The sequence below is a fragment of the Streptomyces sp. CB00316 genome (assembly GCF_001905595.1).
Taxonomy (GTDB): domain Bacteria; phylum Actinomycetota; class Actinomycetes; order Streptomycetales; family Streptomycetaceae; genus Streptomyces.
The window spans coordinates 14,867-38,927 of the sequence record NZ_LIXI01000017.1 but is presented as its reverse complement, the minus strand read 5'-3'; the positions used below and the strand labels follow the sequence as shown (position 1 = coordinate 38,927).

Below are 24,061 nucleotides of genomic sequence, written 5' to 3'. Positions count from 1 at the left end.
TGACCGCGCCGGCCGACGGCGCAGGACGGGCTCGATCGGCCCGCCGCACTCGCCCGTCCCGCCACGGTGGTGACCGCGGCGTATGCGAGGGGGTGAACCAGCAGGATGGGCCCGTGCCGAAAAGTCCGCCCGTGTCCATGCCAGACCGCCTGCGTCCGAGCACCTGCGCCGGGGAACACCGGCCGGGGCCCGGGTTGCGCCTGCGGCTTGCGTTCCGGCGCCCCGGTGCCCTTGAGCCAACCCTCTCCGCAGACTTCTGCGGGGTGGCGCCGGAGGGGGCTGCAGCGCAGTTCAGGGCGCCGCGCCGCACTTCACCGCGAGGCCGGCGGGCCTGCGGCATGATCGCTCCCGCTCAACCCGAGCTGTCCGCGACTGCGTACGGCTCACGTGTCGGATTCTCAAAGCCTGCTCCGACTACCGCGTAACGGCGCCATGCGCGGGTGCCGCCCGCGGTGGTGAACGAGAGAGGATCCTCATGAGTGACACGACTCAGGACGCGGCCCCGTTGGCCGGGCGCCGGCAGTGGCTGGGCCTGGCCGCGCTGGCCTTGCCCACGCTGCTCGTCGCCTTCGATATCGGTGTCCTGTTCCTGGCACTGCCCCATCTGAGCGCCGACTTGGGCGCGACCGGCACTCAACAGCTGTGGATCACCGACATCTACGGCTTCATGCTCGCCGGCCTTCTGATCACCATGGGTACTCTCGGTGACCGGATCGGCCGTCGCAAGCTCCTTATGATCGGTGCGAGCGCCTTTTCCGCCGCCTCGCTGCTCGCGGCGTTCTCAACCAGCCCGCTGATGTTGATCATCGCCCGTGCCCTGCTGGGCATCGCCGCCGCCACGCTGTCGCCGTCGACGCTCGCCCTGATCAGCAATATGTTCCGCAACCCCAGGCAGATGGGCACAGCCATCTCGCTGTGGGCGTTCTGCAATTTCGGCGGTGCCGCCCTGGGCCCGGTCATCGGCGGGGTCCTGCTGCAGCACTTCTGGTGGGGCTCGGTGTTCCTGATCAGCATCCCGGTCATGCTGCTCCTGCTGATCGCCGGTCCGATCCTGCTGCCCGAGTACCGCGACGCCGATGCCAAGCGCCTCGACCTGGTCAGCGTGGTGTGGTCGCTGGCCGCGGTCCTGCCGGTGGTCTACGGCATCAAGCAGCTGGCCGCCGGTGACACCAGCTCCCCGGTGGGGGCGTACGTGGCCGTCGGCGTCGGCGTCGCGTTCGGTGTCGTGTTCACCCGTCGACAGCTGCGCCTGCCCAACCCGCTGCTCGACCTGCGGCTGTTCCGCAACATCAGGTTCAGCAGCTCCCTGCTGGCCATGCTGCTCGCCTCGGGAACACTGGCCGGGATGGGCCTGCTGACCAGCCAGTTCATCCAGAGCGTGCTCGGGCTGGAGCCGACCGAGGCCGGGCTGTGGCAGGCCCCGACCGGCGTGGCCATCGCCGTCGGAGTCCTGGTCACACCGGTGATCGTCCGGCGGATCCAACCGCGCACCGCGATTCTCGGCGGGCTCACGCTGTGCTTCATCGGCCTGATCGTGCTCAGCACCGTGACCAGGACCAGCAGCCCCGGCCTGGTGTCACTGAGCGTGGCGCTGGTGGCGTTGGGCATCGCGCCGATGTTCATGCTCGGCACCAACCTGGTCGTCGGGGCGGCCCCGCCCGAGAAGGCGGGCTCGGCGGCGTCGATGTCGGAGACCAGCAACCTCCTCGGCTCGACCCTCGGACTCGCCCTGCTCGGCAGCGTCGGCGGAGCGGTCTACCAGTCCGGCATGGCCGACTCTCCGGTCGCCGAGGCCCGGCAGACGCTGGCCGAAGCGGTCTCCGCCGCCGCCAAGCTCCCGGCCGCCCAAGCCCAGTCGCTGCTGGACACGGCCCGCAACGCCTTCACCGACGGGCTGAACATGGTGGCCGTCGTCGGCATCGTGATCATCGCGGCCATCTTCGTCCTCGTGTGGATGACGCTGGGTCAGAAGGCGGCGACGCCGTCAGCGTCCGACGATCTGGATCCGGTCACCGAGCGCCCCCAGGCGGCCGAATCCTGATGAGGTACTCCGCCCGGTACCCCCGCATCGGGTACCGGGCGGAGCGCCGAACCCGGCTCAGCCCGTGGTCGTGGTGGTTTTGACCTCACCTGTGCCGACCGCGGGCACCGGCGGCCGGTGCGGCCGGGAGCTGGACCACCTCCGCGTGACCGGCATCTCGACGCACCGGTGGAGCAGCCAGGCCAGGACGATACTGACGGCCAGGCAGCCCAGCAGGAACAGCACCGCCACCGGGGTACTCAACGACGTCCGTTCGAAGGCGCCGTACCCCATCCACTGTCCCTTGAGCGCCGCCTGCGCCGAGTTCAGCACGTTGAGGTGGATCAGGAAGAACGCGTACGAGATCTCGCCCGACCAGACCAGCGGACGACGGGTCAGCAGTGTTCCTCGGCCGGCGAGGTCGGCGGCGGCGGCGGCCGCGACCAGCAGCCCGAGCGGGAACGCGTAGGGCGCGGCGAACGACCAGAGCGGGGGCAGCCACAGCGCCGCCACGTACATCGCGAGGACGCCGAGCGCGGCCGGCCCCAGGCCGAGGCGGACCCATCGCCCGCTCAGGACGATACGGGCGAAGAGGATGCCGACGATGAACTCGAGGCAGCGCACCAGCGGGAACTGGTAGGCGAACCACATCTGCGGCCAGGAGAACTGATCGTATCCGGGGAATATCGGAGCGTCGGGCAGGAAGGCCTTCGAGAGCAGGGGAACCGACAGGGCCAACACCGACACAGCGATGGCCCAGAACCAGAGCCGGTTGGCCCGGATCCTGTTGATACCGGTGATCAGGAACGGGAACAGCAGGTAGAAGGCGATCTCCGCCGACAGCGACCACGTGACCCCGTTGACCGCGAACATGAGGTTGTTCATGTCCGGCACCCAGGCGTTCACCAGGAAGAGGTTGGCCGTGGCGGGCCCGGCCTCGATCGCGGTGCCGGATACGAACAGCATGGCGAGGACGATCGTCCAGACCACGACGTGGCTCGGGAAGATCTTGAAGAACCGCCGGCGCCAGAACTTGCCCATCGTGTCGGCCGGCTTCACCGCCCACGTCAGTACGAACCCGCTGAGTACGAAGAAGAACGAGACGCCGATCCCGCCGGCACTGCTGGTGACGAAGGTGTACGCCTTCTGCACCGAGGTATCGCCGAATATGCCCAGGTAGTGCGCGTGGAAGACGAAGACCAGGAGTGCGGCGACGAACCGTAACGCGGTCAGGGAAGGAAGTCTGCCCGGACTGGGTGCCGCTGCCTCTGTCATGCGTACCTGCCTCGTCGTCAAAAGGACCGGAAGAGAGCCGCAAGCGGTCTCGGAAGTGGATTGTCCGGGCTGTGCCACGAGTCGGCGTCTTCCAGAGTGCGGTATCTCCCTGACCGTTCTTTCGGCGTGCTGGGTCTGCTCCGCTCCGCCGGGCTCGCGCGGTCCGGCCGGTCATCCGGTGATCCGCCCGGCGGCAGGATCTGGGGGCGCATCGCGTGCACACCCCGGCGGCGGCGCCGGGATGCCGGGTCAGTACGTCACGACGGCCCGGAAGCGGACGTCCCCCTTCGCCGCCTTGTCGACGGCGTCCGCGATCCTGTCCATCGGGAAGACCTCGATCATCGGGGTCACCGCGCCCTGCGCGACCAGGTCGAGCGCCTCGGTCAGATAGCGCAACCCGTTGTGGGTGGCGCCCAGCACCCGCTGGCCCCGCGCCCAGAAGGGTGTGGTGGGGCCGATGGTGAACGAGCTAGACGGGTCGATGGTGGCCAGCACGATCCGCCCGCCGACCCGCAGTCCCTGGAGCGCGTCCGTGGCGGCCTCGTACGACGTACCGGTCACCAGGACTACGTCGGCGCCGCCGGCCTCGCGCAGTTCCGCCCCGTCACGGACGACGAGGTCGGCCCCGAGGCTCTTGGAGAGTTCGTGCTTGTCCGGCGAGCGGGTGATGGCGACGGTCTCGAACCCGCAGGCTCGGGAGTACTGCACGGCCATGTGCCCCAGCCCTCCGATGCCGAGAACGGCGATCCGCTCGTGCGGCTGCGGTTCGCTCACGCGCAGCGCGCTCCAGGCCGTGTAGCCGGCGCAGAGGACGGGCGCGGCCCTCGCGTAGTCGATCCCGTCGGGGAGCAGTACGGTGCTCGCGGCGGCCACGCAGAGGTATTCGGCGTGGCCTCCTTGTACGTTCAGACCGGTCATCACCGGTGCGGTGCAGGTCATGGCCGACTGGCCGGTCAGCGGCAGGTTGCGCCGGCAGTAGGAGCAGCGGCCGCAGGCGGCCTGGACCCAGGTGGTGCCGACCCGGTCGCCCACCTGGCGGGTCGTGGTGCCCGGACCCAGTTCAACTATCTCGCCCGCCGCCTCGTGTCCGGTGATCGCCGGATCGCACGCGGGGAAGGGGAAGACGCCCTGGGCGACCCAGATGTCGTTGTGGCAGATCCCGCACGCGTGCACCTTGATGAGCACCTCGCCGGGGCCCGGCCGGGGGGTCGCGACCTCCTTGATCTCCCACTGGGCGTTGATCGCGGGAATGACGGCTGCTTTCATGGGCGTTCACTCTCCGGCTTCAGACGTTCGGGAAGGCTGCGCAAGGCCGTTCGTGGTGGAGGGCTCCGCGGCTCGTTGTCCCCGGGCCCGCTGTCGGACGGTGGTCGGGGAACCGGGTGAGGGGTTGGAGGGGCTCGGTCCGGGCTTGCTCCCGCGCCAAGGGCATGTCGATGCGGCGGTGGCCGCCGTGGCCGAGGGCGGGATGCGCCTTGTCGGCTACGGCCGGGGCGAGGCCGTCGGACGGGCGGTGAGGAGTTCCTCGGAGCGGAGGGCGGCCGTCAGGCGGGCACGGCCGTGGTGGGCCGTTCCGTCCGAAGAGCTTCGACCGGCGTCAGCCTCACACCCGGTCGGGCGCCCGGCATCTCCTGGATTGCTCTTGGGCGGCCCGCCCCTCCGGGCCCGGTTCGAACCGCTGCCCCGAGCAGTGGTGTCGGTCCGGGGAGGTTCTTCTCCGGCAGCGCAGGCCAGGAGATGCGGCGGCGCGCGGCAGGATGTGCTGCGAGATCAGCCGATGGGTTTCGCAGAGGGGCCTCGACGGGTGAGCGTCGGGGGTCGTGTGGTGGTGCTGGGCGGAAGCGTCGCGGGGCTCTGGCTGCGGGGGCTCCCGGCCGGCATGGTGGCGGGGCCGTCGTCGTGGACCGCGACCGGCTCACCGGCGTACGCCGGAGCGCGGCGCGGAGTTCCGCACGGCGGGCGCGCGCACGTTCCGGTGGCCCGGGTCCGCCCGATGGTCAAGTCCTTGCTCCCGGGCCCGTGATCGCTTGCCCGCAACCCGCAATCCGCGAGATGTCACGCACGCCGGTGCCTGCGACGGTGATCCAGGACTCCGATCACCGGGCACCCGCCGAACCCCCCTGTCGCCGCTTCCCAAGGAGAGACTGTGGACATCACCGAGCTTGCGGCCACACCGAGCCGCGCCGACCTCGTTGCCCGCGCAGCGAAGTTGGTGCCGACGCTCCGCGAAAACGCGTCCTGGGCTGAAGAGAATCGTCAGTTGCACGAGGGCACCGTCAAGGCGATGGCGGAGGCCGGACTGCTGCGCACCCGGCTCCCCGCCCGCCTCGGCGGTTACGAGTCCGACATGAGGACCCAGGTAGAGGTGCTCGCGGAACTGGCCAGGGGAGACGGATCCGCGTCGTGGACCGCCGGTGTGTGGTCCATCAGCGCGTGGGTCGCCGGGCTCTTCTCCGACGCCGTGCAGGACGAGGTGTTCGCCTCCCCGGACGACCTGGTGAGCGGCATCATCAGTCCGACGGCCATGGCGGCGCCGGCGAAGGGCGGCATCGTCGTCAACGGCAGGTGGGCGTTCAACAGCGGGGCGAAGCACAGCAAGTGGAACACCAACGCGGCGGTGCTGGCCATGCCGGACGGCAGTTTCCAGCCGGTCATGACGCTGATTCCACTGGCTTCGCTGGAGATCGACGACGACTGGCACACCGCCGGACTGCGTGGTTCGGGCAGTGTCAGTACCGTCGCCCACGAGGTCTTCGTGCCTGATGGCTGGTACATCCCGCTGGGCGGCATCCTCCAGGGGCACAGCGGTCACGGCAGTAACGCCGATGCGCTCATCCACCGGGCGCCGATCATGCCGACGGCGTGCGCCACGGTCAGCGCGACCGCGCTGGGTCTGGCCAAGGGCGCCAAGGACGTCTTCTTCGAGCGGCTGCCCGGCCGGAAGATCACCTACACCGAGTACACCGACCAGAGGGAGGCCCCGCTCACGCACCTCCAGGTCGCCGAGGCAGCGGTCAAGATCGACGAGACAGAGTTCCACGTGTACCGCATCGCCGACCTCGTGGACGCCAAGAACGCATCCGGTGAGCCGTGGACGCTGGAGGAACGCGCCCGCGTCCGGCTTGACACCGGCGCGGCGTGCCAGCGGTCCAAGGAAGCCGTCGACATCCTGAACACGGCGAGCGGTGGCTCGTCGATCTACACCCACGTGCCCATCCAGCGCATCGAGCGCGATGTCCAGACGCTGAACCTCCACGCCATCATGCACCCGAACACCAACCTGGAGCTGTACGGCCGCATCATGTGCGGGCTGGCCCCCAACACCCAGTACCTCTGAGCGTCCCTCTCCTCGCAGAAGGGCCGGGGGCCGGGACGGTGGCTGCTGCTCCGTTCCGGTCCCCGCCGCTTCGCACCGGGCGTCGCCGATCTCCGCGGCACGGCTTGGGACATCGTTCACCGACCGGCACCCGCCGCCGCCCGGCCCCGCGGGGCCCGGTTCGAGCGGATGCCGGCAGTGGTCCTCGCCGTCAGAATGGTTGCCGTCACCGTGCGTGCGGAACTCGCCGGCGGTGGCGTTCACGGAAAGCGACGTCGGGGAGTCGGTGCGCGCCGGGAGCCGGAGGCACCCGTGCCGGGTGCCTCAGCCGCGAAGGACCTGAGCTTGACTCTGTCGGGGATCTTGGAATTTCCCGGTGCGGCGGCATGACCAACGGGCATGCTCGGGTAGTTCCGGTGACCGATGCAGCTGTCGAGGTGCCCGTTGTCGCTCCGCCCCCGTTCCGGTGAGCAAGTCCCCTCTCTGACCACACAGATCGCGCGGGCGAGCAACCCGGGTGGCACTACGGCGATGTGGGTGAGAGACCGGCTGGACGGGCTGTGGCACGACGAGGACTTCACCGACTGGTACCCGCGTGACGGGCGCCCGGGCCTGTCGCCCGCCCAGTTGGCCACCGTCTGCGTGCTGCAGTTCCTGCTCGGACTGTTCGGACCGGCAGGCCGCCGAGGCGGTCCGCCGCCGCATCGACTTCAAGTACGCCATGGCCATGGAGCTGGACGACCCCGGGTTCCACCACAGCGTGCTGGCCGACTTCCGCGACCGTCTTGCCGAAGCAGACCGTGCTGACCGCCTCCTCGACCTCGCGCCGGCCCGCCTCAAGGGGGCCGGCCTGGTGCACGAGCGCACTACCCAGCGCACCGATTCCACCAGGCGCCTCACTCGGGGCAAGAAGAGCCCGAGCCGCCTGCCCATCACCACCGCGCCCCGCTCGCGCGGGCCACTTGCGAGGGCATCCGTTTCAGCTCTCAGAATTTCCACTCGTCCTAAGGGGGCGAACAGTATGGAGGCACGCAGGCTGTTCAGGTGCAAACCTACCGGCCGGTTACATGCTCCCGTTGCGCTATAGGCCAGACGGGGTTTTGCTTGTACCGGACGTTGTTTCGCACAGAGGAATGGATGCATGCCATGACCACTGCGAACCCGGCCGGCTCCCCTGGCCACCACACCGGCGTAGACCCTGCTGGCAAAAAGACCCGGCGCCTGGCGACCGAGACGAAGTCGGCCCTGAAGACGACCGAGTTTTTCGTCTACATCGCTAGCGTCATCGCCGTCCTGATCGCCTCGATGGTCGTAGGCACCGAGGACGACCATGCCGACTACTTCCGGGCAGACAAAGCCTGGCTGTACATCGTGCTCCTGACCATCGGCTACATGATCAGCCGTGGACTGGCCAAGTCCGGCAGCCGCGACCAGCACGACTCCTGACATCGTTCGGCAACCCGCCACGTGCAGGGGGAGCCGTGACGCGCGGCCGCTGAGCGGCATCCATCCCTGGCGTGGCATCGCCGCTTCCCGTCGCAAACGGGTCATCCCGGACTGCCATGGGCATTCCCTGGCCCCTGCGGGGAACGTTCATCGCAGGCAGAGTGTGGTCCTTGCGAGCCAAGCCAGCCGTTCTCAGCACGCCGCCCCCGCCAGGCCATGGGTCCGACGGGGGCGGCGCAAGCAACGGTGTTCCCGGTAGGGCGGGAGTGGGCCCGTCAGTCCTTGGCCATGGCGATTCCGAGGAAGATTCCGACGATCAGGGCGGCGCTGCCCGCGGCCATCACCGCCCACGTCCCGCTCTGCGTGGCGGCGAAAGTCGAGGTCATCCCCGCTTGCGTGGCGGCCTGCGTCGCCTGCGCTCCGGCCATGGTCGCTTCCTGCACGGCCAGACCCTCCTCCAGCTTCTGGACCTTGCTCTCCAGCTCAGATGTCTCCATCGTGCGGTTCCTCTCTACTGTGGTGCCAGCTGATTCCGGCATCAGCCTCGATCCCTTCCCCGCCACGGCGAGGTGGCCGCGCGGGCAACCTCTGGAGCACCCGTTTGCCGATCACATCCTGCTGACGCAGGTTCGAAAACAGGTTCTCAGCTTGTTCTTTATGGTTTGAGTCGGTTTCGTTCGGTGATGCTCTCTGGTCGTTTCACGGTTTTACCCACGTCGTAACGGGTGGCGGGCCGCCAGCTTTTCAAGCCAAGCAGCCTGCCAGGTCCGGGGGTTGAGGGTTTTGGCGCGCGGGCCGGGCAGTGCAGGTGCGGGCGGAGGTTTCGAAACCCCCGGCGGACTCGGGCCGGGGTGAGTCGGCCGGGCTCGGCGGGCTTCTCCCACGGCCGCCGCAAGTCGGCGGCGGCCTCGCGCAGAAGGCGGATCTGGGTGTAGGCGGCGATGATCAGCCAGGTCCAGCGCTCGCCGGCCTTGGGGGTTCGCAGCTTCGGGCGGGTCCACCCGAGGGTCTGTTTCATCAGCCGGAAGGTGTGCTCCAGGTCGAAGCGCCTCAGGAATGCCTGCCAGAGCACGTCGACGTCCTCGCAGTTCAGGCCGGTGGCGGACGACCACAGCCAGAGCGGCAGCGGGTCTCCTCCGCCGGGCAGCCGGTCGACCTGGAGGCGGATCAGTGTGCCCTCGATGATGGGGAGTTCGCCGGTACGGTCGATCCAGGCGGAGCGGGTGGTCAGGCGCGGGTGGATACGGTCCCAGGCCATCGCGCGGGTGGTGCCGTATCGGTCGGTGACCTGCGTCGTGGCCGCGTCCGGCTCGCCCCAGGTGTCCGGCTTGGCGAAGCGGAACTCCTTGCCGTGCTTCGGCGGTCGCCCGCCCTGGGGGTAGGCCAGGGCGTACTCCTTGAGCGAGGGCGTCGGCCGTCGCATGACGCGGTCGGAGCGCATCCGTCCCAGCACCTCGACCGGGAGGCCGTCGAGGAGGTGGGCCATACGTGGGGCGTCGTAGCCGGCGTCGAAGACGATGAGGATGTCGCGGTCGCCGACGTGCCAGCGGCCCATCTCGATCAGGTCGGTGACCACCCGGCGGAGCTGGGAGGCGGTGGCCTCGGCGACGTCGTCCTCGGGTCCGAGGCGGACGGCGTCCAGGAACTGGCACCAGGACGTCCGGCCCGATTCGAGGGCGGCGACGAACGAGTACGGCCAGCCGGGGATGAACTGGTCCGAGGACCGTCCGCTGGGCCGTAGACGTGGCAGAAGAGGCGATCCGCGCTGGTCGGCGCGTCGGGGCGAAGCCAGTTGCTGGCGTCGACGGCCAGGACCAGGCGCCCGTCGGCGGCCCGCGGCATCGGCAGACCGGCCAGCACCTGCCGCCCGGGGTACGTCCACGTTCCCGTGGTTCAGCGCCTTGTACATCGCGCCGTGCCCCCGCCGGTGCTCGGCCACCAGCGTCAAATCCACCGGCGAGGTCACCGGGCCGTCCGCGCACAGCAACGCGTCCACGAGCTCGAACAGCTCGTCCCCCCGCACGGTCAGGCAGTCGAATAGTTCCTCCCGGAAGCGTGACGCTTGCGCGAACGTTCCCCGGGACCGGCGTCAGGCAGCAGAATCACCTTTACGGCCTTCGTCTCGATCGGTGCACCTTGGTCGGAGCACATGATCAGACGAAGGCCGCCCCAGTGTCCCGCGAATGCCCAGCTGGGCTACCCAGTTTCGATACGCCGTTCGAAGTCAGTCAGGCAGCGCCACGGTGAGATCCACCTCGACGAGCTGTCCCGGAAAGCCCAGCTGGGCGACGCCCAAGAGCGTGCTGGCGGTGGTGAACGCCGGACCCAGGGCAGACCCGGTGAGCCGACGCCATGCGGCTCCGAGAATGTCCCTCTCATCGCTCCGCACGTAGATCACTGACCGCACCACATGTTCGGGCTGGGCACTCACCGCTGCCAAAGCAGTGAGCGCGTTCGCGACAACCTGGTCGACCTGCGTCTCAAGGGAACCGGAACCGACGAGGCCACCAATCCGATCAAGCGGGCACTGCCCAGCCAGATAGGCGGTACGGCCTGCCTCCACCACGGTGATGTGGTGGTAGCCGGGTGTCTCATGCAGCTGCTCGGGGTTGATGCGGGTGATCTTCTCAGTCATGCCAGCGAGTCTGACCAGCGTGGTGCCAGCACGCACCGCAATTTCCCCACCGGCAAGCACTCCGCAGCGACGTGAGGTTGAAGAACAAGCTGAGGAGGGCCGGTTCAGCCGCCGGGGCTCGGACTGGTGGTGGAAGGCGGCATGGAGGACCGCGGACCGGCCGGGTCCTGCGGGCGGGCCTCCCCATGGGCCGGCCCGGCCGCAGCCCGCCCGGGGCGGCGTCCGGTGGACCGACCGGACCGTGCACCGAAGCCGATGCGGCCGCACCGTGTGCGCACGTCTTCGGCTGCCCGCCCTCCTGCGCACTCCCCGGTCCTCTTCCGCCGGCTCCCTGTCCCGCAGGAGCACGTTCCAGGAAAGGTGAATCCACCCCGGGTTCCTTTCCGCCATTCCCCTTCTCCGGTGCGGGCGCCGCTATTTCGAGCCCGGCCCCGGACGCTCCTCGATGCGATGGCATCGTCGGAGTTGTCCCGGTGGGAAGAAAATTGCCACGCTGTCGCGGACCGGGAAACACGCGTACCAGAGGGAGATGGCAATGCCGAACACGACCGGCTCCACCCATACCGACCAGGCGGGTGCGGCGGCAGTTCCGCAGCGGATTGTCGCGGCGTGGGCGGTCCACGACGCGAAGAAGTTCGCCGCAGTATTCACCGAAAAGGGCACGTTGATCCTGCCCGGGGTTTTCAAGAAGGGTCGCGAGGCCGTCGAAGAGTTCATGGCCGAGGCGTTCGCCGGCCCTTACAAGGGGACGCGCGTGACCGGTGAACCGATTTCGGTCGAGTCCCTCGGTCCGGACTCCGCGGTTCTTGTCACCGCGGGAGGCATTCTGCTGCCCGGAGAGAAGGAGGTCTCGGCGGAGCGCTCCATTCGGGCGACCTGGGTGGTCGTCAAGGAGGGGACCGGGTGGCAGCTCGCCGCCTACCAGAACACTCCGGTCAACTGAGACCGCTCCACCGGACGGGCCGGGGGCCCGGGGCGATCCGCCCCGGGCCCCCGGCCCCTTTTCGTCTCCGTCACCGCCTGCGCCGGGCTATCCGGTCACCTCGGCGAACTGTCCCGGCCGGCGGCCGGGGCCCGCCGGGCCGCGGTAGGCCTGGGCGATGTCGAGCCACCGGTCGCTCTCGGGGCCGGTGGCGGTCAGGGCCAGGTCCGCGCGGTGGCGCCGCCGGGTGGCGAGCAGGCACAGGTCCACCGCCGGGCCCTCGACAAGCTCGCGCGCCTCCGCGGGCCCCATCTCCCACACCTCCCCCGAGGGCGCCGTCAGACGGAATCGGAACCCGGTCGGCGGCGCTGTCAGCTCACGCGACTGATAGCCGAAATCCCAGGTGGCAACAGTGAATTCGGCGATGTGGAGGATCCGGTCGGTGAACGTCCGCCGCACACCCAGTGTGTCCGCCACGTCCTGGCCGTGTGCGAACGTCTCCATCATCCCCGCCGCGGTGAGCACCGCGGCGGGGATGGGGCGCACCAGCCACGGCACGATCTGCCCCGGCGCGACGGCGGACAGGGCCTGCTCGGTGGCGGCACGCTGGGTCCGCCAGCGCTCCAGCAGCCGGGCGGGGCCGTCCGCCAGGTAGGGGGAGAGCCCCTGCTGGACCGCCGCGTCGAAGGACGGACCGAGCCCGGCGACCTTGGCCTCGAAGGCCGGGGCGTCGGCGGCGGCCTTCTCCGCCAGTTCGAAGACCATGGTCAGATGTGCGATCTGATGGGCTATCGTCCATCCCTCGGCGGGGGTCGGCGCGTTCCACTCGGCGTCGCCCAACTCCGCGACCAGGGCATCGATCTCGTCCCCTTCCTCGACCAGATCCGCCAGGACGTCCCTCTGTTTCGCCATGTGGAATTCCCTCCACTCGTTGCGGATATCTCCGGCACCCAGTGTGTGGCAGGCCGCCGTCCGGTCCTTCTCTCTCGGTGCTCACCCGGACGGCTATGGATCCGGATCAGAGGCCGGTAGAGAACCGCATCGTGGAGGAAGTCGGAGCCAGTTACGCCGCATAGCATCGCAGTTCATGGATGACAGAACGCCCAGAGCGCACTGTGGAACTGCAACAACTCCGGCAAGGTGACCGAGAAGGGCATGGCGAATCCGGCCTCGCTCAAATCGGATCCGGTCTCTTCGAGCTCGCACTACGGGCCCGCAGGTGAACTGTGTGCGGTGTCGCAGGGCGTTCGTCTTCGAAATCGCCCCGCGGCCCGCCCCGGAGAACCGTGCGCGCCTGCGCGGGGTCGTCCGCCGCGGTACCGGGGCTCTTGGCGGTGGGGCCCGTGCGACAGCGTCCGCGGGGATCACCTGCTCGCGGTCCACGAGTCGCCGTTCATCAGCAGTCGCCTGGGCCCGTGCGGCGCGCGCCTCCCTCGCATCCAGGGCCTCCGCGCTGTCGACGCCTTGGGCCCGGAGTTCCGCCCGGCCCGCCGGCCGAGCCCGCGCCGGGTGGGCGATGCGGCGTGAGCGGCACCGGGGGCTCGCGGCGCCTGCCGCTCGTCACCGCGCCCGGGGCGCCGGGCTTCGCGGGATCGGCGGCCGCGCGGGGCGCCGCTGGTCCCCTTGGACCGCGCCGATGCGGTCGCGGGCCGGCGCCGGGTGCTCGTGACGGGGCGCCAAGACGCTCTCGGCCGCGTATTTCGGTGGATCACCGACGGTGTCGCGGCCCGGACCGGGCGAACCCTGCGGTGCCCGTGGTCACCGTCCGCTCATAGCGGTTCCTATCGGATGGACGAATAAGTCGGGAAGGATTGTTCTGCGGGCGAATTGGTTGTGTCGATAGTCCACGCCGGAGGGGTCCGCAACATCTCCGACATTGCTGTTTCAAGACGCTCCGACGGGTGAAAACATATGCCCATGGCGTATGCATTCGAAACATAAAAAGTATGCTTGTTCAGGTGCGAGGCGTACTGCTAATGTTCCTTTCCGCTGTGAGCGTTCTAGGTCGCCCATCGTTCGGTGGTCCCATGACCCCGAATTCAATCGACCTGATCGCCTTCTCACTGCCCTGGGAGGGTAAATGGAGAGCGGTAAACGCGTGGCGCCTACCATTATCGATGCCGTCGAGCGGGCCATAGAGGTCATGCGAGAGAACCTCTCGGAGCCGCTGAGCATTGACGATATAGCCGGGTTCGCCATGTACAGCAAATTTCATTTCTCCCGCGAATTCCAGAGGGTGACAGGCGTCTCACCAGGCCGTTTCCTGTCGGCGATGCGCATCCGAGAGGCAAAAAGGTTGCTGCTGACGACCGATCTCACGGTCACCACTATCAGCCATATGGTCGGGTACAGCAGTGTGGGAACCTTCAGCTCAAGATTTTCCGGCAGCGTCGGAATAGCACCTTCTGTCTATCGGCGATTCAATGGGTTCGTCGGTACGGTAAAAGCTGCCGGAAAGCGGGATGCCGGGGGGTCGGTGTACGGTTCGGTCACTGCACCCGAAGGCGCGGATCTGGGGCTGATATTTCTTGGGCTCTTCCCCACCCGGGTGCCCGAGGGAAAGCCTGTGAGTTGCACCGTTCTCCCTTTCCCTGGAGCTTTTGAAATCACAGAAGTTCCGGCTGGGACATGGTTTCTTCTAGGGCATTCCGTTCCAGGACATGCCTGCGAAGCGCTGACGGAGGACCAAGCGGTTCACGTGGGTTCCCTCGGCCCTCTGGAAGTGCGCCGGGACACATCGGTCGGCCCGACCGATTTCCGGCTGCGGGGTATGCGAACTCTCGATCCCCCGATACTGGTGGCGCTGCAGCGCGTGCGGTCGGAGGCTTTCGAGGCGGACATCGTCCGGGCCGCCGGATGATGCGGCGGGGCGTCGGCCCCGCCACAGCATCCGGCGTACCGTACGTGGGCCGCCGGCGCGCCCCGCATCCCGGGCGTGAGCACCGGATCCGCCGTCATCCGGTGGCCCGGCACCTGCTCTCCGCCTGCGGGGCCGCGCGGCCGGTCCGGCCGCCTCCTGTGCGACGGGCCCGCCTGCCGGGCGGTCCGCTCGTGCCGGGCGGCCTTCCGCCGCCGGTGCCGCAGCCCGGCCCTCGCTGACAGGGGCCGGCGTCTCGCCGCGGTCGACGGGCCCCTGCCGGACGACGAGGGCGACCGAGGCGTCTTCGGCGGGCCGCAGGGCTCCGGCGGGAAACCGGGCGGCCCCCGCCGGAGAATGCCGTGACGCCGGCCGGTACCGGGCACGCGTTTTCCGTCGACGTGCGGCAGGCATGAGCGGTTCCGGTGCTTCGCGAACTCCCGTTTCCGGTCCGGAGAATTCGCCGGGTACCTCGCGTGCTCTCCATACTCGGACACACATCAGCATTTCCGCTTCGCCTCGCGGAACCTCCGGGTCGCAGGACACGGGTGAGCGCTCCTCGCGGCATGGCTGGATCTGACCTGATGGTGCTCGGCTACCCACAGATGCGCGGCCCGGAGTTCTCTCTGCTGCGAACGAATGAGAACGCACACCGGTGATCGGCGGGCTTTTGCGAACACGGTCGTGCTCGCAGTCGTTTTGCATCACGCACACCCGGCACGCGCTGTCCGCCGTCATGCCGTCAGGAGTTCGTCCGGGCCGCCGGAAGATGGTGCGGCGACCCCGGGGTTGCCGAGCGGTTCGGAAATACGGGAGATGTCGTGCCGCTCCCCCGGGCCCGAAGAAGAAATCCTGGTTCCGAGGCCCCCGAAGGGCGGATGGCGAGAACCATCGGACCGCTTCGGCCGACACTGTTCGCGCCGCCCTGAGAGGTCTCCTTCCGTGGTGCGGGTTTGGGACCGCGGTGGCGAGCGGGGCCGCCGAGGCGGTCAGCAGCGGCTACGGGACGGAGGACCTGCAGCTCACGCAGCAGGTACCGGACACCCGGCGGCACGTTCCGCGTCGTGAACGGCCGACGCCGTCCGGGAACCGCACAGCTGATGTCCGTGGCCGTCGTGCCGGTGGCAGGAGGGGCCGAACAAATTCCTGTTCACCGTGCGAACAGAAAAGATTTCAGCAGGATTCCGGTGATTCGATGGAATTCACGGGAGAGGTGGAACAGGTTGCGCATGGGGAATCGCGCCGGTGTCGCCCATGCCCGGGGTCTTCGGTCCTGGAGCTTGCTGCGCCGCTCGGCGTTCCTGTCGCCCCTGACTCTGTGCACAGTGCACTGTGCACAGTGCACTGCCGCTCCGACATCGGATCCGCCGGTCACGCCCGCGTACCGGGTGTTGGCGCGAAGCGAAATCGATCGGCATTTCCGGACCTCATTGACTTGCGGAGGAGGGACCGAACAGCCACGACACCGATGTTGGCCATGCACGGCCCGTGGGCAGATGCCGTCCTTTTCGGCGGGCCGACGACAGCAATGACGGAGATGCCCGACCCATCTCCGCGGCGGAGGATCTGTGCGGAGAGGTTCTCGACATGACGAGTCGCAACCGACTCCATGCCGCCCCGCGCGTCGAAATGGAGAAGGAATGTCATCCATTCAACCGCTGCTCGATCAGGACAAAGTCAGCACGTTGGAAGCCTTCGCCGACACCATAGTCCCCGGTGCGAAACGGCACGAGGGGGACCGGGCGGTGGCCGGAGTCGTGCCGGGTCCCGGCGCAGTGGCGGCAGGCGCTCTGGAACTGCTCCAGACCCCCGCCACCGGGCTGTCGGATGCCCTGGACGACTTCGCCGATGCTCTCAACGCCCATGCCCGGCTGTACGCTGCCGCGCAACCGGACGCTTCGGTGCCGCCCTTCGTGGCCCTGTCCTACACCGAGCGGACGCACCTGGTGACCGTCCTGACCGCTCCCGGACACCCCGAACGCGATATCTGGGTCAGTCTTGCCCTGTTCAGCAACATGGCCTTCGACACCGGCGCCCACCTGCACACCGCCGAGGCCATCGCCGCCGGGCACCCGGGCCTGGCCGCGCTGGGCTTCGCACCTCCCTCCGAAGACGGGCAGTGGCGCTTCTCGGAATTCTCCTACGGTCGCCCCCTGGCCCGTCTCCACCCCGACACCACACCCTCCGGGAGCCTGGCGTGAATGCGATCGAGCAGACCGATGTGCTGATCGTGGGAAGCGGATTCGGCGGATCCATCACCGCTTACCACCTCGCCGCGGGCGGGGCGAAGGTGACCATGCTGGAGAGGGGCCCCTGGCTGGAGTCGAACGACTTCGAGCACGACTTCCTCCTCGGTTCCTCCTATACACGGATCTTTGATTTCACCGTCGGCGACGGCATGAGCCTGCTCGGCGGCAACTGTGTCGGCGGAGGCAGTGTCGTCTACTTCGCCGCGATGCCCCGCGCGCCCCGCTTCGTCTTCGACCGCACCGGAAGCATCGGGCGCCGCATGTGGCCGGCCGCCATCAGCCGCGATGCCCTCGACCCCTGGTACGACGTGGTCAGCGAGGCACTCCCCATAACCACCCAGAGCTGGGAGGACGTCAGCTACGCCGGCGGTCTCTTCGCCGCGGCCTGCGACCACGCCGGCCGGACCGCCAATCCCGTCCCCACCGCCGTGGACAATTCCAAGTGCACGAACTGCAATTGGATGATGGCAGGCTGCCGATTCGACGCGAAACGCTCACTCCTGCTGAACTACCTTCCTGCCGCGCGTGCCCACGGGGCCGAGATCAGGCCGCTGCACGAGGTGCAGAAGCTCACCCGCACCGAGAACGGCGGCTACCGCGTCCACTACAACACCATCGATGACACGGACTACCGCCTGAGCAACGGCAGCGGTGTCATCGACGCCAAGATCGTCATCCTGGCGGCGGGGGCAGGCGCCACCCCGGTCATCCTGCAGCGCTCCGCCGCCGACCTCGGCGGGATGCCCCATGCCGTCGGACGCTACTTCTCCGGCAACGGCGAGCGGCTCAACAACGCGGTGATCAACGAAGAACGCGCCCGCGACCTCCTGGGGCTGGACCGCGGCGACGGCATCGCCTACCTCGCCAACCAGATCGGCAAGGGACCGGTGGTGGCGAGCTGGGACAACCTCGACGGCGACCTTCCCGAACACTCCCGGTTCTCCCTCGAACAGCTCTACTTCCCGCCGGGCTTCGGCACCATCCTCGCCCAGGTCCCCGACGCCCCGAAGCCCAGCTGGTTCGGCGCGGAGAAGACCGAAATGGTCCGGCGCTGGCGCTCCTGGCTGACCATCTTCACGATGGTCGAGGACGACAACGAAGGCGTCTTCGGACCGCCCCCGCCGACCGGGAACGCCGTGCGGATCTCGCAGCAGATGCTCGGCCGGGGCCCGATCTCCTACCGGCCCAGCGCCAACACCCTGCGCGGCTGGGAGGAATCCGACGCGGTCGTCAAGGACATCCTGGAACGTGACGGGCTGTCGCGCGTGACGCCCTGGACCAACGATGTGGTGGGCGCCTACACCGTCCATCCTCTGGCGTCCTGCCGCATCGGCGACGACCCGCACACCTCCGCCCTGGACGACCGGCACGAACTGCGCGGCCACCCCGGCATCTTCGTGACGGACGGCTCTGCGGTTCCGGGTGCTCTCACCGTCAATCCCGCGCTCACCATATCCGCGCTCGCCGAACGGGCCGTCCCCGGGATCGTCCAAGCGGCCCGCGAGCGCGGCGTCGACGTCACCTACGGCGCCCCCACCCCCGACGGCAGCACCTCCGGCCGGGCCGGGGTCCGACGGCAGCTCCCCCTGCTCACCCGCAAGTAGCGGACGGTCCCGGCGGCGGACAGGGCAGGTCCCGCCCGGGGCGAGACCCCTGTGGCCGGGCCCCCGCCGCGCACTCCCGGTCGGCGGGCCGAGAAGGCTCCCTTGGCCGGGCGGACGGCTCCTGGGGCGGGCAGCGCTCCCCCGCGCCCGCCCCAGGGCGGGCGCCTGGGCCATGCGGTCGGGGCAGTGGCCCTCCACCGCCCCGACCGCATGGCCGACGTCCCTGTCTCGGGCCGGCCCCTTCCCGGCGTGTACCGGCTCCGCGGAGCCGGCCGTCCCGCCGCAGGCGTCATCGCCCTCCCCCCGTCTCCATCCGCGGCCTCGTCACCGGGGAGCGGTTGGCCGGGGAGGGCACGCGCAGGACACTCCAGCCGGACCGGCTCGACAGGGCACGATCTCAGCCGTCCGAGGCAATGCCGTTGTCCCGCGCCGCCGTCGGCGGCGCGGGACAACGGCATTGCCTCGGACGCGGCCCGGTGCGGCGGTCAGGTCCGTGAGCCGGGCCGCAGGAGCATCTGCTGGAGTTCGGCGGTGCACATCATGTAGCCGTCGGGGGTCGGCAGGTTGTCGAGGTAGTGGTCGAGATCGGATGCCAGGGAGAAGACCCGTACCGGGGTGCCTGCGGCGCGGGCGGCCTCCACGACCCTGCGCACCCCGTCCAGGACAGCCGGGTGACGGGTGCGGTAGGAGTCGGCGACCAGGTGGTTGCCCCGGTCCGCGGCGAGATAGAACTGCACCAGGTCCTTCATGCCGACGAACAGTTCACTGACACCCGCGGCGCACATCGCGGAGGTGGCGTGTACGGCGGAGGGCGTCTCGATGAACGCTGACAGGGGAACGCCGTCCGGTAGGTCGAGGTGCGCCCGGAGCTGGGAGAACTCCGTTTCGTCGCGGACGAACGGCACAGAGATCCCTACCCGGTCGGCTTCGTCGCCGAGACGTTTGCGCAGGGTGGACAGCACGGCGTGCAATGCGTCGCGGTAGGCGACGGAGCCGAGCAGCCAGCGTGCGCCGTGCAGGCCCATCTCGGGGTTCGGCTCGACCGCGACCGGGGCGGTCTCGGTGACGTCGGCCGCATGGTCGGAGCGCAGGTCGAGCATCCGCAGGACCAGTCGTTGGCCGGGCAGGAGGGCCTGGACGAAGCCGCAGAGCCTGCCTCCGACGGCCTGTCCGTAGGCGGCGACGGCGGCGGGGCCGCCGGCCATGGCGTCGAGCGGGCTCAGGCCCAGTGCGAGGCAGAGGAACTCCTCGCGGATGAAGAAGGACTCGACCCGTGCGGCATCGGGCCCGCAGGCGTTGATGGTGGTGATGTCCTGCAGGTCCGCGATGACCGCGCACGCCGAGCCGAGACCGTCCAGGGCGTGCACCCCGTCCGCCGACTGTGCGGACGGCTGCGGTCCCACGACGATCGACGCGCTCTCCAGGTACAGCGTCACCTCGCCGTCCAGATCGGCGAGGTCCGCCTCGTCGACGCGGAGCACGGGTATCCCTCTGCCGCGGCACAGGGACTGCATGTGACCGGTCGGCCCGCCGGAGCCGCAGATCACGGCGCGCGCCGCGACGATGGCGTCGTACAGTCCGGCTTCGAGGGAAGGGGTGACGAGGATGGTTCCCTCGCGCGGGCTTCTGGTCCGGTTGCAGATGCCGTGCAGCACGCTCTCGGTGCCGCCGGCCAGAAGGAACCCCGCAATCCGCCGCTCGTTCCCGTTCAACTAGCCCTCCAGGTTCTCGACGTTCCCGATCCCCAGTTGCCGACGCAGCTGCCGTGGCGTCACGGAGAGGTCGTTGAGCCGTTCCACTGCGACCCGGTTGACGACTGCTCTCATCAGGCGGTCGGGCCGGGAGACATCCGTCGGAAGTGCCGCAAGACCGGCCAGGGAAGGAAGGCTCGCGTTCAAGCGGGAGTCGAGTGCTTCTCTCTGCTCGCGTTGACGCGTCGCCAGCCTTCGCACTTCCAGTACCACAGACTCCTCCAGGGCCGCCCGGGCCGCTTCCTGCGGATTGCTGGCATAGCTCCGGTAGTGGGGGTGGCGGGCCGCGATGTCGTTCAGGCCGTCCTGCCGCAGTTCCAGCTGCTCGACCACGTGGGCCGCGACGGATACCGAGTGGTTCTTGATGGCGGCGAGGTTGAACGTGAACGCGCCGGCTCGGCCGTGCCGGACGATCTCGTCTCCCTCCCTCAGCGCGCCGACCGTGGAGACCGGACCCGCCGGCCGTCCGTCGGCGCCCAGCAGCGTTCCGCGTTCGTCGACCTCCAGGCCGCGCCCGGTGCGCTCGTGGGGGGCCGCGATGCCCTTGCGGAGGAGGTTGCGCCAGAGCGGCGCTTTGACCTTGGCGTAGTCGAACTCCCTGCCGAAGTTGGAGACCACCAGGTCGGCTTCGACACTGTGCCTCTCGTCCTGTGCGGCGACCGAGACCAGCAGTCGCCCGGACGGCGCGGGCGTAATCGCCCGCACCCTTCCCAGGACCAGTTCCACCGGCCCGTCCGGTGTCCGCATCGCGTGTTCGATGACCCCCATCGTGTGCTCCACGGCACCGACGCGTGACGCCGCGATGGTGGTGGCGAACTCATCGAGCAGGCTGCGCAGTTCGTTCGTGGGTATGCGTTCGACGGCCTCAGGGAGGTAGGGCTCCCAGGCCTTGGCGACGCACTCGGAGACGATCGCGGGGGCGATGCCGGGGTGATCCTCCCGGACCGTCGAGCACGCTGTGCGCCACGCGGTCGCGACCCTGGCCAGGAATTCCTCCCGGTTGCGGTAGGGCTCCAGCAGGGTATCGGGGCGGGGCAGCCGCAGCACCCTGTGCTCGTGGGTGTCGGGATAGGTACGGAAGATCGTTCCGGACTTGGAGATGAGGTGGATCCGCCCGGTGTGACCGTTGCGCAGCAGCATGCCCGCCGAGTCGTAGGCGCTCAGCGCGGATCCGACGATGGCGACGGTGGCGTCGGACGGGAGTCGGGCGAGTGCGCGGACTCCCGCCGCGGAATACGGGTTCCGTACGAAGGAGGGGTGGCCGGCGACCTCTGCGGCGAAGGGCGGATCCTTGAGTTCGAGGCCGGTGGCGAGGACTACGTGGTCCGTGCCGAGCACCTGCGTGTCCGGGAGCGGCCCGGGACGCAGGCGCTCGAGGCCGTTCGCGCGGAGGTGGCCCACCGTCACCTCGAAGCCCCGGTCACGGGCGTCCATGTCGAGCGCCTCACCGTTGGCCTCGACGAGGTCCACGCCGGGGCAGGACTCCCTTCGGGCCTCGGCCAGCCGGTCCTGGAGGTAGTCCTGGAAGATTCGGCGGGGTGCCGGGCCCTGTTCGGTGAACTCCCGTTCGGCCCAGGGCCGCGGCCAGTCCCGGCGGTCGGCCTCCTGGTTGGCCCAGCGGATGAAGTCGAGGACGTCCTCCCGGAACACGGACATGCGGCCGGCCTGGATGTTGAAGACGTGGTCCCAGGGGTTGCCGTCACGGTGGTAGGCGACTCCGGCGGAGCGGTAGTCGGGGCGTCGCTCCAGCAGCACGATCTCCAGTGGTCTTCGCGCGAAGTGGAGCAGTCGGATCGCCGTTGCGGTGCCGGCGAGGCCGGCCCCCACGACGAGGACTCTGGGGCGCGTGCCCATTCGACTCATGAAGCCTCCCCGCTCGACCGGGGGCACCCCGCGGTGCCGCCGGCGCCGGTGCCGTGTACTGACGTGAAGTTGTCTGATGGAACGTCGGCTTGCTCGTGCGTCCGGGCCCTTGGGACACGGTTGCGGTGCCGGGACGGGCGGCGTTCGACGTGCGTGGACGATACCCGAGCCCGCCGGCCGTCGAGCCCCGGCCCTACGACCGCGCGAGCGGCTTTTGCCTTTCCGCCGGTGGGGCCGCGCGGTTGCGGTGCGGCCCGGAGAGCGCGGTCGGCGCGATCAGCCGTCATGGCCCGGTGAGGTCGGGACGTCGAGTTCCGTCCGGGCTTGGTGGTGGCGGTGGTTGGTGTGGAGGTTCACCGCCGCGTTGAGGAACACCTCTGTCGGCGGGGTGGGCCTCCAGCCCGGGGCACGGACCTGTCCCCCGCCTCGGCGGCCTCGGCGGCGGTGCCTGTGGTGGCGTGGGTCCGGGCGGCAGGCTTCGCGTCGTCGCCCGCCCCCGCGCGGCGGATCGCCACGGTCCGCGCCGTCGTGGAGCCCGCCGCCTTCACCGGCAGCGTCGTGCGCCGGCCGGCAGTTCGCGCACGCGTCGAGCGCGCCCACGGCCGGGGCTGTCTCCTCGCGTGTGGGGGTGTCGAAGGTGCCGTGCTCCGCGGTGGCCGTGCTGGTGGCCGCGTCGCCGGCCAGAACCACGGGTGCGGGGGTCATGGCCCGGTGTCTGTCGAGCACCCTGCCCCATCGCTTCTCCAGGCGGCGCGGGCTCTGTCCGCCGGCTGCGGGCGGGCCATCGACGGTGTGGAGGGGGATCGGCGGCATGTGTCGGCTCTCCTCGGTAGTGGTGGGGTCCCCCGTTCCCGGGGTCTGCCGAGACGGGGAGACCGCAGGGCGGTCGTCGTCCTCTTCCTTCACAGCCGCTCCCCCCTTGGCGGCGTGCCACTTCAAGATTGCTCCGGCTTCCGTGGACTGCGCTGTGCGCTGCGCGGTTGTCCGGCCCCGAGATCCCCCAGCAACCCGAAAGATGCCGACCGTTGGGCGATCCTCAATCGTATCTGTGGGGTCCCTTCCCATGATTCGAACCAAGCCTGGTGATGGATCCGGTCGCCCCGTTCGCCGGTCTTCGCGATGTGTCCCGCCGGCCACCACACCCGGCGGGACGGGGGGGGCCTGCTGGCGGCGGACCCCCCACGGGGCGTCGTCGGGGTCGAGCGCCGGAACGAACGGGCGTGACCGGTGGCCGTCTGTGTTGATGACGAAGGAAAGGAAACGCCGATGGCCGACGTGCGGCCCTTCTACGAACTGCGCCATCTCGTCGGATTCGAGGAGACCAATCTGGTAGGCAACGTCTACTACGTCAACTACGTGCGCTGGCAGGGCCGGTGCAGGGAGATGTTCCTGCTGGACATGGCCCCCGAAGTGCTCGACGACATCCGCGACGACCTGAAGCTGTTCACCGTCTCGGTGAGCTGCGAGTTCTTCGCCGAGATCACCGCGTTCGACCAGCTCTCGATCCAGATGCGTCTGGAGGAGCTGACCCAGACGCAGATCGCCTTCACCTTCGACTACGTGCGGTTGCACGAGGATACCGAGAAGCTGGTGGCGCGTGGGCGGCAGCGAGTGGCCTGTATGCGTGGCCCCAACGGCGACACCCGGCCCACGAGGGTGCCCGAGGCCCTGCGGCTGGCCCTGGAGCCGTACGCCGCGCAGGTATCGGCCTCAGCCTCCGTTCGCGGGGGCTGAGGCGCCCGCAGGGGTGTCCGGGTGGCGGCTCGTGCCGGGGCCCGGTTCGGTGATGCGGCGGGCCGCTGCGCCGTGGCAGGCCTCCTCGGCCCAGCCATCGGTGGGCGGAGAGGTGACGTAGCGGTTGTCCGTGCGGAAGGCCGCGGTGTTCTGCACGGTGGCGTGGACGCCGTTGTCCCCGGCGCCTTCGGCGCGGGCCGCGGCGACCGCGTCCGTCGGACACACCGGACGGACATGTTGCCGCGCCTGGGCCGCGGGTCCGCGGCGGGGCGCACGGCCGAGGAGTGGCCGGTGCGCCGTCCGGGCCGGCGTCGAGCTGGGCGGCGGCCGCCGCTGTGTTGTGTTCGGGCGCGGAAAGGGGGCGCTGTTCAGGTGGGAGACGTGGGCGG

General features: G+C 69.5%; 19 protein-coding genes and 1 pseudogene. 10 read left to right on the top strand and 10 right to left on the bottom strand.

Features of this window, described 5'->3' with window-relative positions:
• Positions 1-475 precede the first annotated feature (475 nt).
• A complete protein-coding gene (locus tag AMK21_RS32440; RefSeq protein ID WP_073882733.1) occupies positions 476-2,041 on the top strand; it encodes an MFS transporter in 1,566 nt (521 codons plus the stop codon).
• Positions 2,042-2,098: 57 nt separating this feature from the next.
• On the opposite strand, the gene AMK21_RS32435 is transcribed toward AMK21_RS32440, so the two are convergent.
• Together AMK21_RS32435 and AMK21_RS32430 are read right to left on the bottom strand one after the other, a co-directional pair.
• Positions 2,099-3,295: an acyltransferase family protein gene (locus AMK21_RS32435; RefSeq protein WP_073882732.1), complete on the bottom strand. Its 1,197-nt coding sequence runs from the start codon at positions 3,293-3,295 to the stop codon at positions 2,099-2,101.
• A 249-nt stretch (positions 3,296-3,544) separates the two neighbouring features.
• The gene (locus AMK21_RS32430; RefSeq protein ID WP_073882731.1) at positions 3,545-4,561 is read right to left on the bottom strand and encodes an alcohol dehydrogenase catalytic domain-containing protein; all 1,017 of its coding nucleotides are present in this window, start codon (positions 4,559-4,561) and stop codon (positions 3,545-3,547) included.
• A gap of 538 nt (positions 4,562-5,099) precedes the next feature.
• Here AMK21_RS32430 and AMK21_RS32425 point away from each other — a divergent pair.
• From AMK21_RS32425 to AMK21_RS32410, 4 genes are all read left to right on the top strand, one after another.
• Positions 5,100-5,318 (top strand): hypothetical protein, encoded by a 219-nt coding sequence (locus AMK21_RS32425; RefSeq protein WP_143194909.1) that lies wholly within the window; start codon positions 5,100-5,102, stop codon positions 5,316-5,318.
• A gap of 123 nt (positions 5,319-5,441) precedes the next feature.
• Positions 5,442-6,632: an acyl-CoA dehydrogenase family protein gene (locus AMK21_RS32420; RefSeq protein ID WP_073882729.1), complete on the top strand. Its 1,191-nt coding sequence runs from the start codon at positions 5,442-5,444 to the stop codon at positions 6,630-6,632.
• A gap of 700 nt (positions 6,633-7,332) precedes the next feature.
• Entirely contained in the window at positions 7,333-7,698 is a 366-nt protein-coding gene (locus AMK21_RS36485) for a hypothetical protein (RefSeq protein WP_234422115.1), read from the top strand.
• A gap of 59 nt (positions 7,699-7,757) precedes the next feature.
• Positions 7,758-8,057, top strand: coding sequence for a hypothetical protein (locus AMK21_RS32410; protein WP_073882760.1), 300 nt, complete (start codon positions 7,758-7,760; stop codon positions 8,055-8,057).
• A gap of 275 nt (positions 8,058-8,332) precedes the next feature.
• On the opposite strand, the gene AMK21_RS32405 is transcribed toward AMK21_RS32410, so the two are convergent.
• The 3 genes and pseudogenes from AMK21_RS32405 to AMK21_RS32395 all read right to left on the bottom strand — a co-directional run bounded on the left by AMK21_RS32405 (position 8,333) and on the right by AMK21_RS32395 (position 10,692).
• Positions 8,333-8,554, bottom strand: a complete 222-nt coding sequence (locus AMK21_RS32405) for a hypothetical protein (RefSeq protein ID WP_073882728.1) — start codon at positions 8,552-8,554, stop codon at positions 8,333-8,335.
• Between the two features lie 158 nt (positions 8,555-8,712).
• Positions 8,713-10,086, bottom strand: a pseudogene (locus AMK21_RS32400) (NF041680 family putative transposase).
• A 195-nt stretch (positions 10,087-10,281) separates the two neighbouring features.
• Positions 10,282-10,692 carry a RidA family protein gene (locus tag AMK21_RS32395; protein ID WP_073882759.1) on the bottom strand — a complete coding sequence of 137 codons (411 nt, stop codon included), beginning with the start codon at positions 10,690-10,692 and terminating at the stop codon, positions 10,282-10,284.
• 535 nt (positions 10,693-11,227) lie between these two features.
• Between AMK21_RS32395 and AMK21_RS32390 the strand changes: the two genes are divergently transcribed.
• Positions 11,228-11,635, top strand: a complete 408-nt coding sequence (locus AMK21_RS32390; RefSeq protein WP_073882727.1) for an SgcJ/EcaC family oxidoreductase — start codon at positions 11,228-11,230, stop codon at positions 11,633-11,635.
• Positions 11,636-11,722: 87 nt separating this feature from the next.
• On the opposite strand, the gene AMK21_RS32385 is transcribed toward AMK21_RS32390, so the two are convergent.
• Positions 11,723-12,526: a TIGR03084 family metal-binding protein gene (locus AMK21_RS32385; RefSeq protein ID WP_073882726.1), complete on the bottom strand. Its 804-nt coding sequence runs from the start codon at positions 12,524-12,526 to the stop codon at positions 11,723-11,725.
• Between the two features lie 1,231 nt (positions 12,527-13,757).
• Here AMK21_RS32385 and AMK21_RS32380 point away from each other — a divergent pair.
• The 3 genes from AMK21_RS32380 to AMK21_RS32370 all read left to right on the top strand — a co-directional run bounded on the left by AMK21_RS32380 (position 13,758) and on the right by AMK21_RS32370 (position 18,324).
• A complete protein-coding gene (locus AMK21_RS32380) occupies positions 13,758-14,474 on the top strand; it encodes a helix-turn-helix transcriptional regulator (protein WP_073882758.1) in 717 nt (238 codons plus the stop codon).
• 1,637 nt (positions 14,475-16,111) lie between these two features.
• The gene (locus tag AMK21_RS32375; protein ID WP_073882725.1) at positions 16,112-16,672 is read left to right on the top strand and encodes a DUF5987 family protein; all 561 of its coding nucleotides are present in this window, start codon (positions 16,112-16,114) and stop codon (positions 16,670-16,672) included.
• Positions 16,669-18,324: an FAD-dependent oxidoreductase gene (locus tag AMK21_RS32370; protein WP_073882724.1), complete on the top strand. Its 1,656-nt coding sequence runs from the start codon at positions 16,669-16,671 to the stop codon at positions 18,322-18,324. Before AMK21_RS32375 ends, AMK21_RS32370 begins: the two co-directional genes overlap by 4 nt.
• Before the next feature lie 485 nt (positions 18,325-18,809).
• Here AMK21_RS32370 and AMK21_RS32365 read toward each other — a convergent pair whose 3' ends face one another.
• The 3 genes from AMK21_RS32365 to AMK21_RS32355 form a co-directional block, all read right to left on the bottom strand.
• A complete protein-coding gene (locus AMK21_RS32365) occupies positions 18,810-20,036 on the bottom strand; it encodes a putative PEP-binding protein (protein WP_073882723.1) in 1,227 nt (408 codons plus the stop codon).
• A complete protein-coding gene (locus AMK21_RS32360) occupies positions 20,037-21,938 on the bottom strand; it encodes an FAD/NAD(P)-binding protein (protein WP_073882722.1) in 1,902 nt (633 codons plus the stop codon). It abuts the gene before it with no gap.
• A 276-nt stretch (positions 21,939-22,214) separates the two neighbouring features.
• Positions 22,215-22,643, bottom strand: a complete 429-nt coding sequence (locus AMK21_RS32355) for a carboxymuconolactone decarboxylase family protein (protein ID WP_234422114.1) — start codon at positions 22,641-22,643, stop codon at positions 22,215-22,217.
• Between the two features lie 561 nt (positions 22,644-23,204).
• Between AMK21_RS32355 and AMK21_RS32350 the strand changes: the two genes are divergently transcribed.
• Positions 23,205-23,672, top strand: coding sequence for an acyl-CoA thioesterase (locus AMK21_RS32350; RefSeq protein ID WP_199863330.1), 468 nt, complete (start codon positions 23,205-23,207; stop codon positions 23,670-23,672).
• Here the strand turns inward: AMK21_RS32350 and AMK21_RS32345 are convergent.
• Positions 23,649-23,897: a hypothetical protein gene (locus tag AMK21_RS32345; RefSeq protein ID WP_073882721.1), complete on the bottom strand. Its 249-nt coding sequence runs from the start codon at positions 23,895-23,897 to the stop codon at positions 23,649-23,651. The genes AMK21_RS32350 and AMK21_RS32345 overlap by 24 nt on opposite strands.
• Positions 23,898-24,061: the final 164 nt, after the last annotated feature.

What these genes read in the sequence shown, in the direction of transcription:
- AMK21_RS32405 (WP_073882728.1), bottom strand. Translation starts at nt 8,554, where the DNA reads ATGGAGACATCTGAGCTGGAGAGCAAGGTCCAGAAGCTGGAGGAGGGT.
- AMK21_RS32430 (WP_073882731.1), bottom strand. Translation starts at nt 4,561, where the DNA reads ATGAAAGCAGCCGTCATTCCCGCGATCAACGCCCAGTGGGAGATCAAG.
- AMK21_RS32390 (WP_073882727.1), top strand. Translation starts at nt 11,228, where the DNA reads ATGCCGAACACGACCGGCTCCACCCATACCGACCAGGCGGGTGCGGCG.
- AMK21_RS32375 (WP_073882725.1), top strand. Translation starts at nt 16,112, where the DNA reads ATGTCATCCATTCAACCGCTGCTCGATCAGGACAAAGTCAGCACGTTG.
- AMK21_RS32360 (WP_073882722.1), bottom strand. Translation starts at nt 21,938, where the DNA reads ATGAGTCGAATGGGCACGCGCCCCAGAGTCCTCGTCGTGGGGGCCGGC.
- AMK21_RS32410 (WP_073882760.1), top strand. Translation starts at nt 7,758, where the DNA reads ATGACCACTGCGAACCCGGCCGGCTCCCCTGGCCACCACACCGGCGTA.
- AMK21_RS32435 (WP_073882732.1), bottom strand. Translation starts at nt 3,295, where the DNA reads ATGACAGAGGCAGCGGCACCCAGTCCGGGCAGACTTCCTTCCCTGACC.
- AMK21_RS32350 (WP_199863330.1), top strand. Translation starts at nt 23,205, where the DNA reads ATGGCCGACGTGCGGCCCTTCTACGAACTGCGCCATCTCGTCGGATTC.
- AMK21_RS32385 (WP_073882726.1), bottom strand. Translation starts at nt 12,526, where the DNA reads ATGGCGAAACAGAGGGACGTCCTGGCGGATCTGGTCGAGGAAGGGGAC.
- AMK21_RS32355 (WP_234422114.1), bottom strand. Translation starts at nt 22,643, where the DNA reads ATGACCCCCGCACCCGTGGTTCTGGCCGGCGACGCGGCCACCAGCACG.
- AMK21_RS32395 (WP_073882759.1), bottom strand. Translation starts at nt 10,692, where the DNA reads ATGACTGAGAAGATCACCCGCATCAACCCCGAGCAGCTGCATGAGACA.
- AMK21_RS36485 (WP_234422115.1), top strand. Translation starts at nt 7,333, where the DNA reads ATGGCCATGGAGCTGGACGACCCCGGGTTCCACCACAGCGTGCTGGCC.
- AMK21_RS32440 (WP_073882733.1), top strand. Translation starts at nt 476, where the DNA reads ATGAGTGACACGACTCAGGACGCGGCCCCGTTGGCCGGGCGCCGGCAG.
- AMK21_RS32380 (WP_073882758.1), top strand. Translation starts at nt 13,758, where the DNA reads ATGCGAGAGAACCTCTCGGAGCCGCTGAGCATTGACGATATAGCCGGG.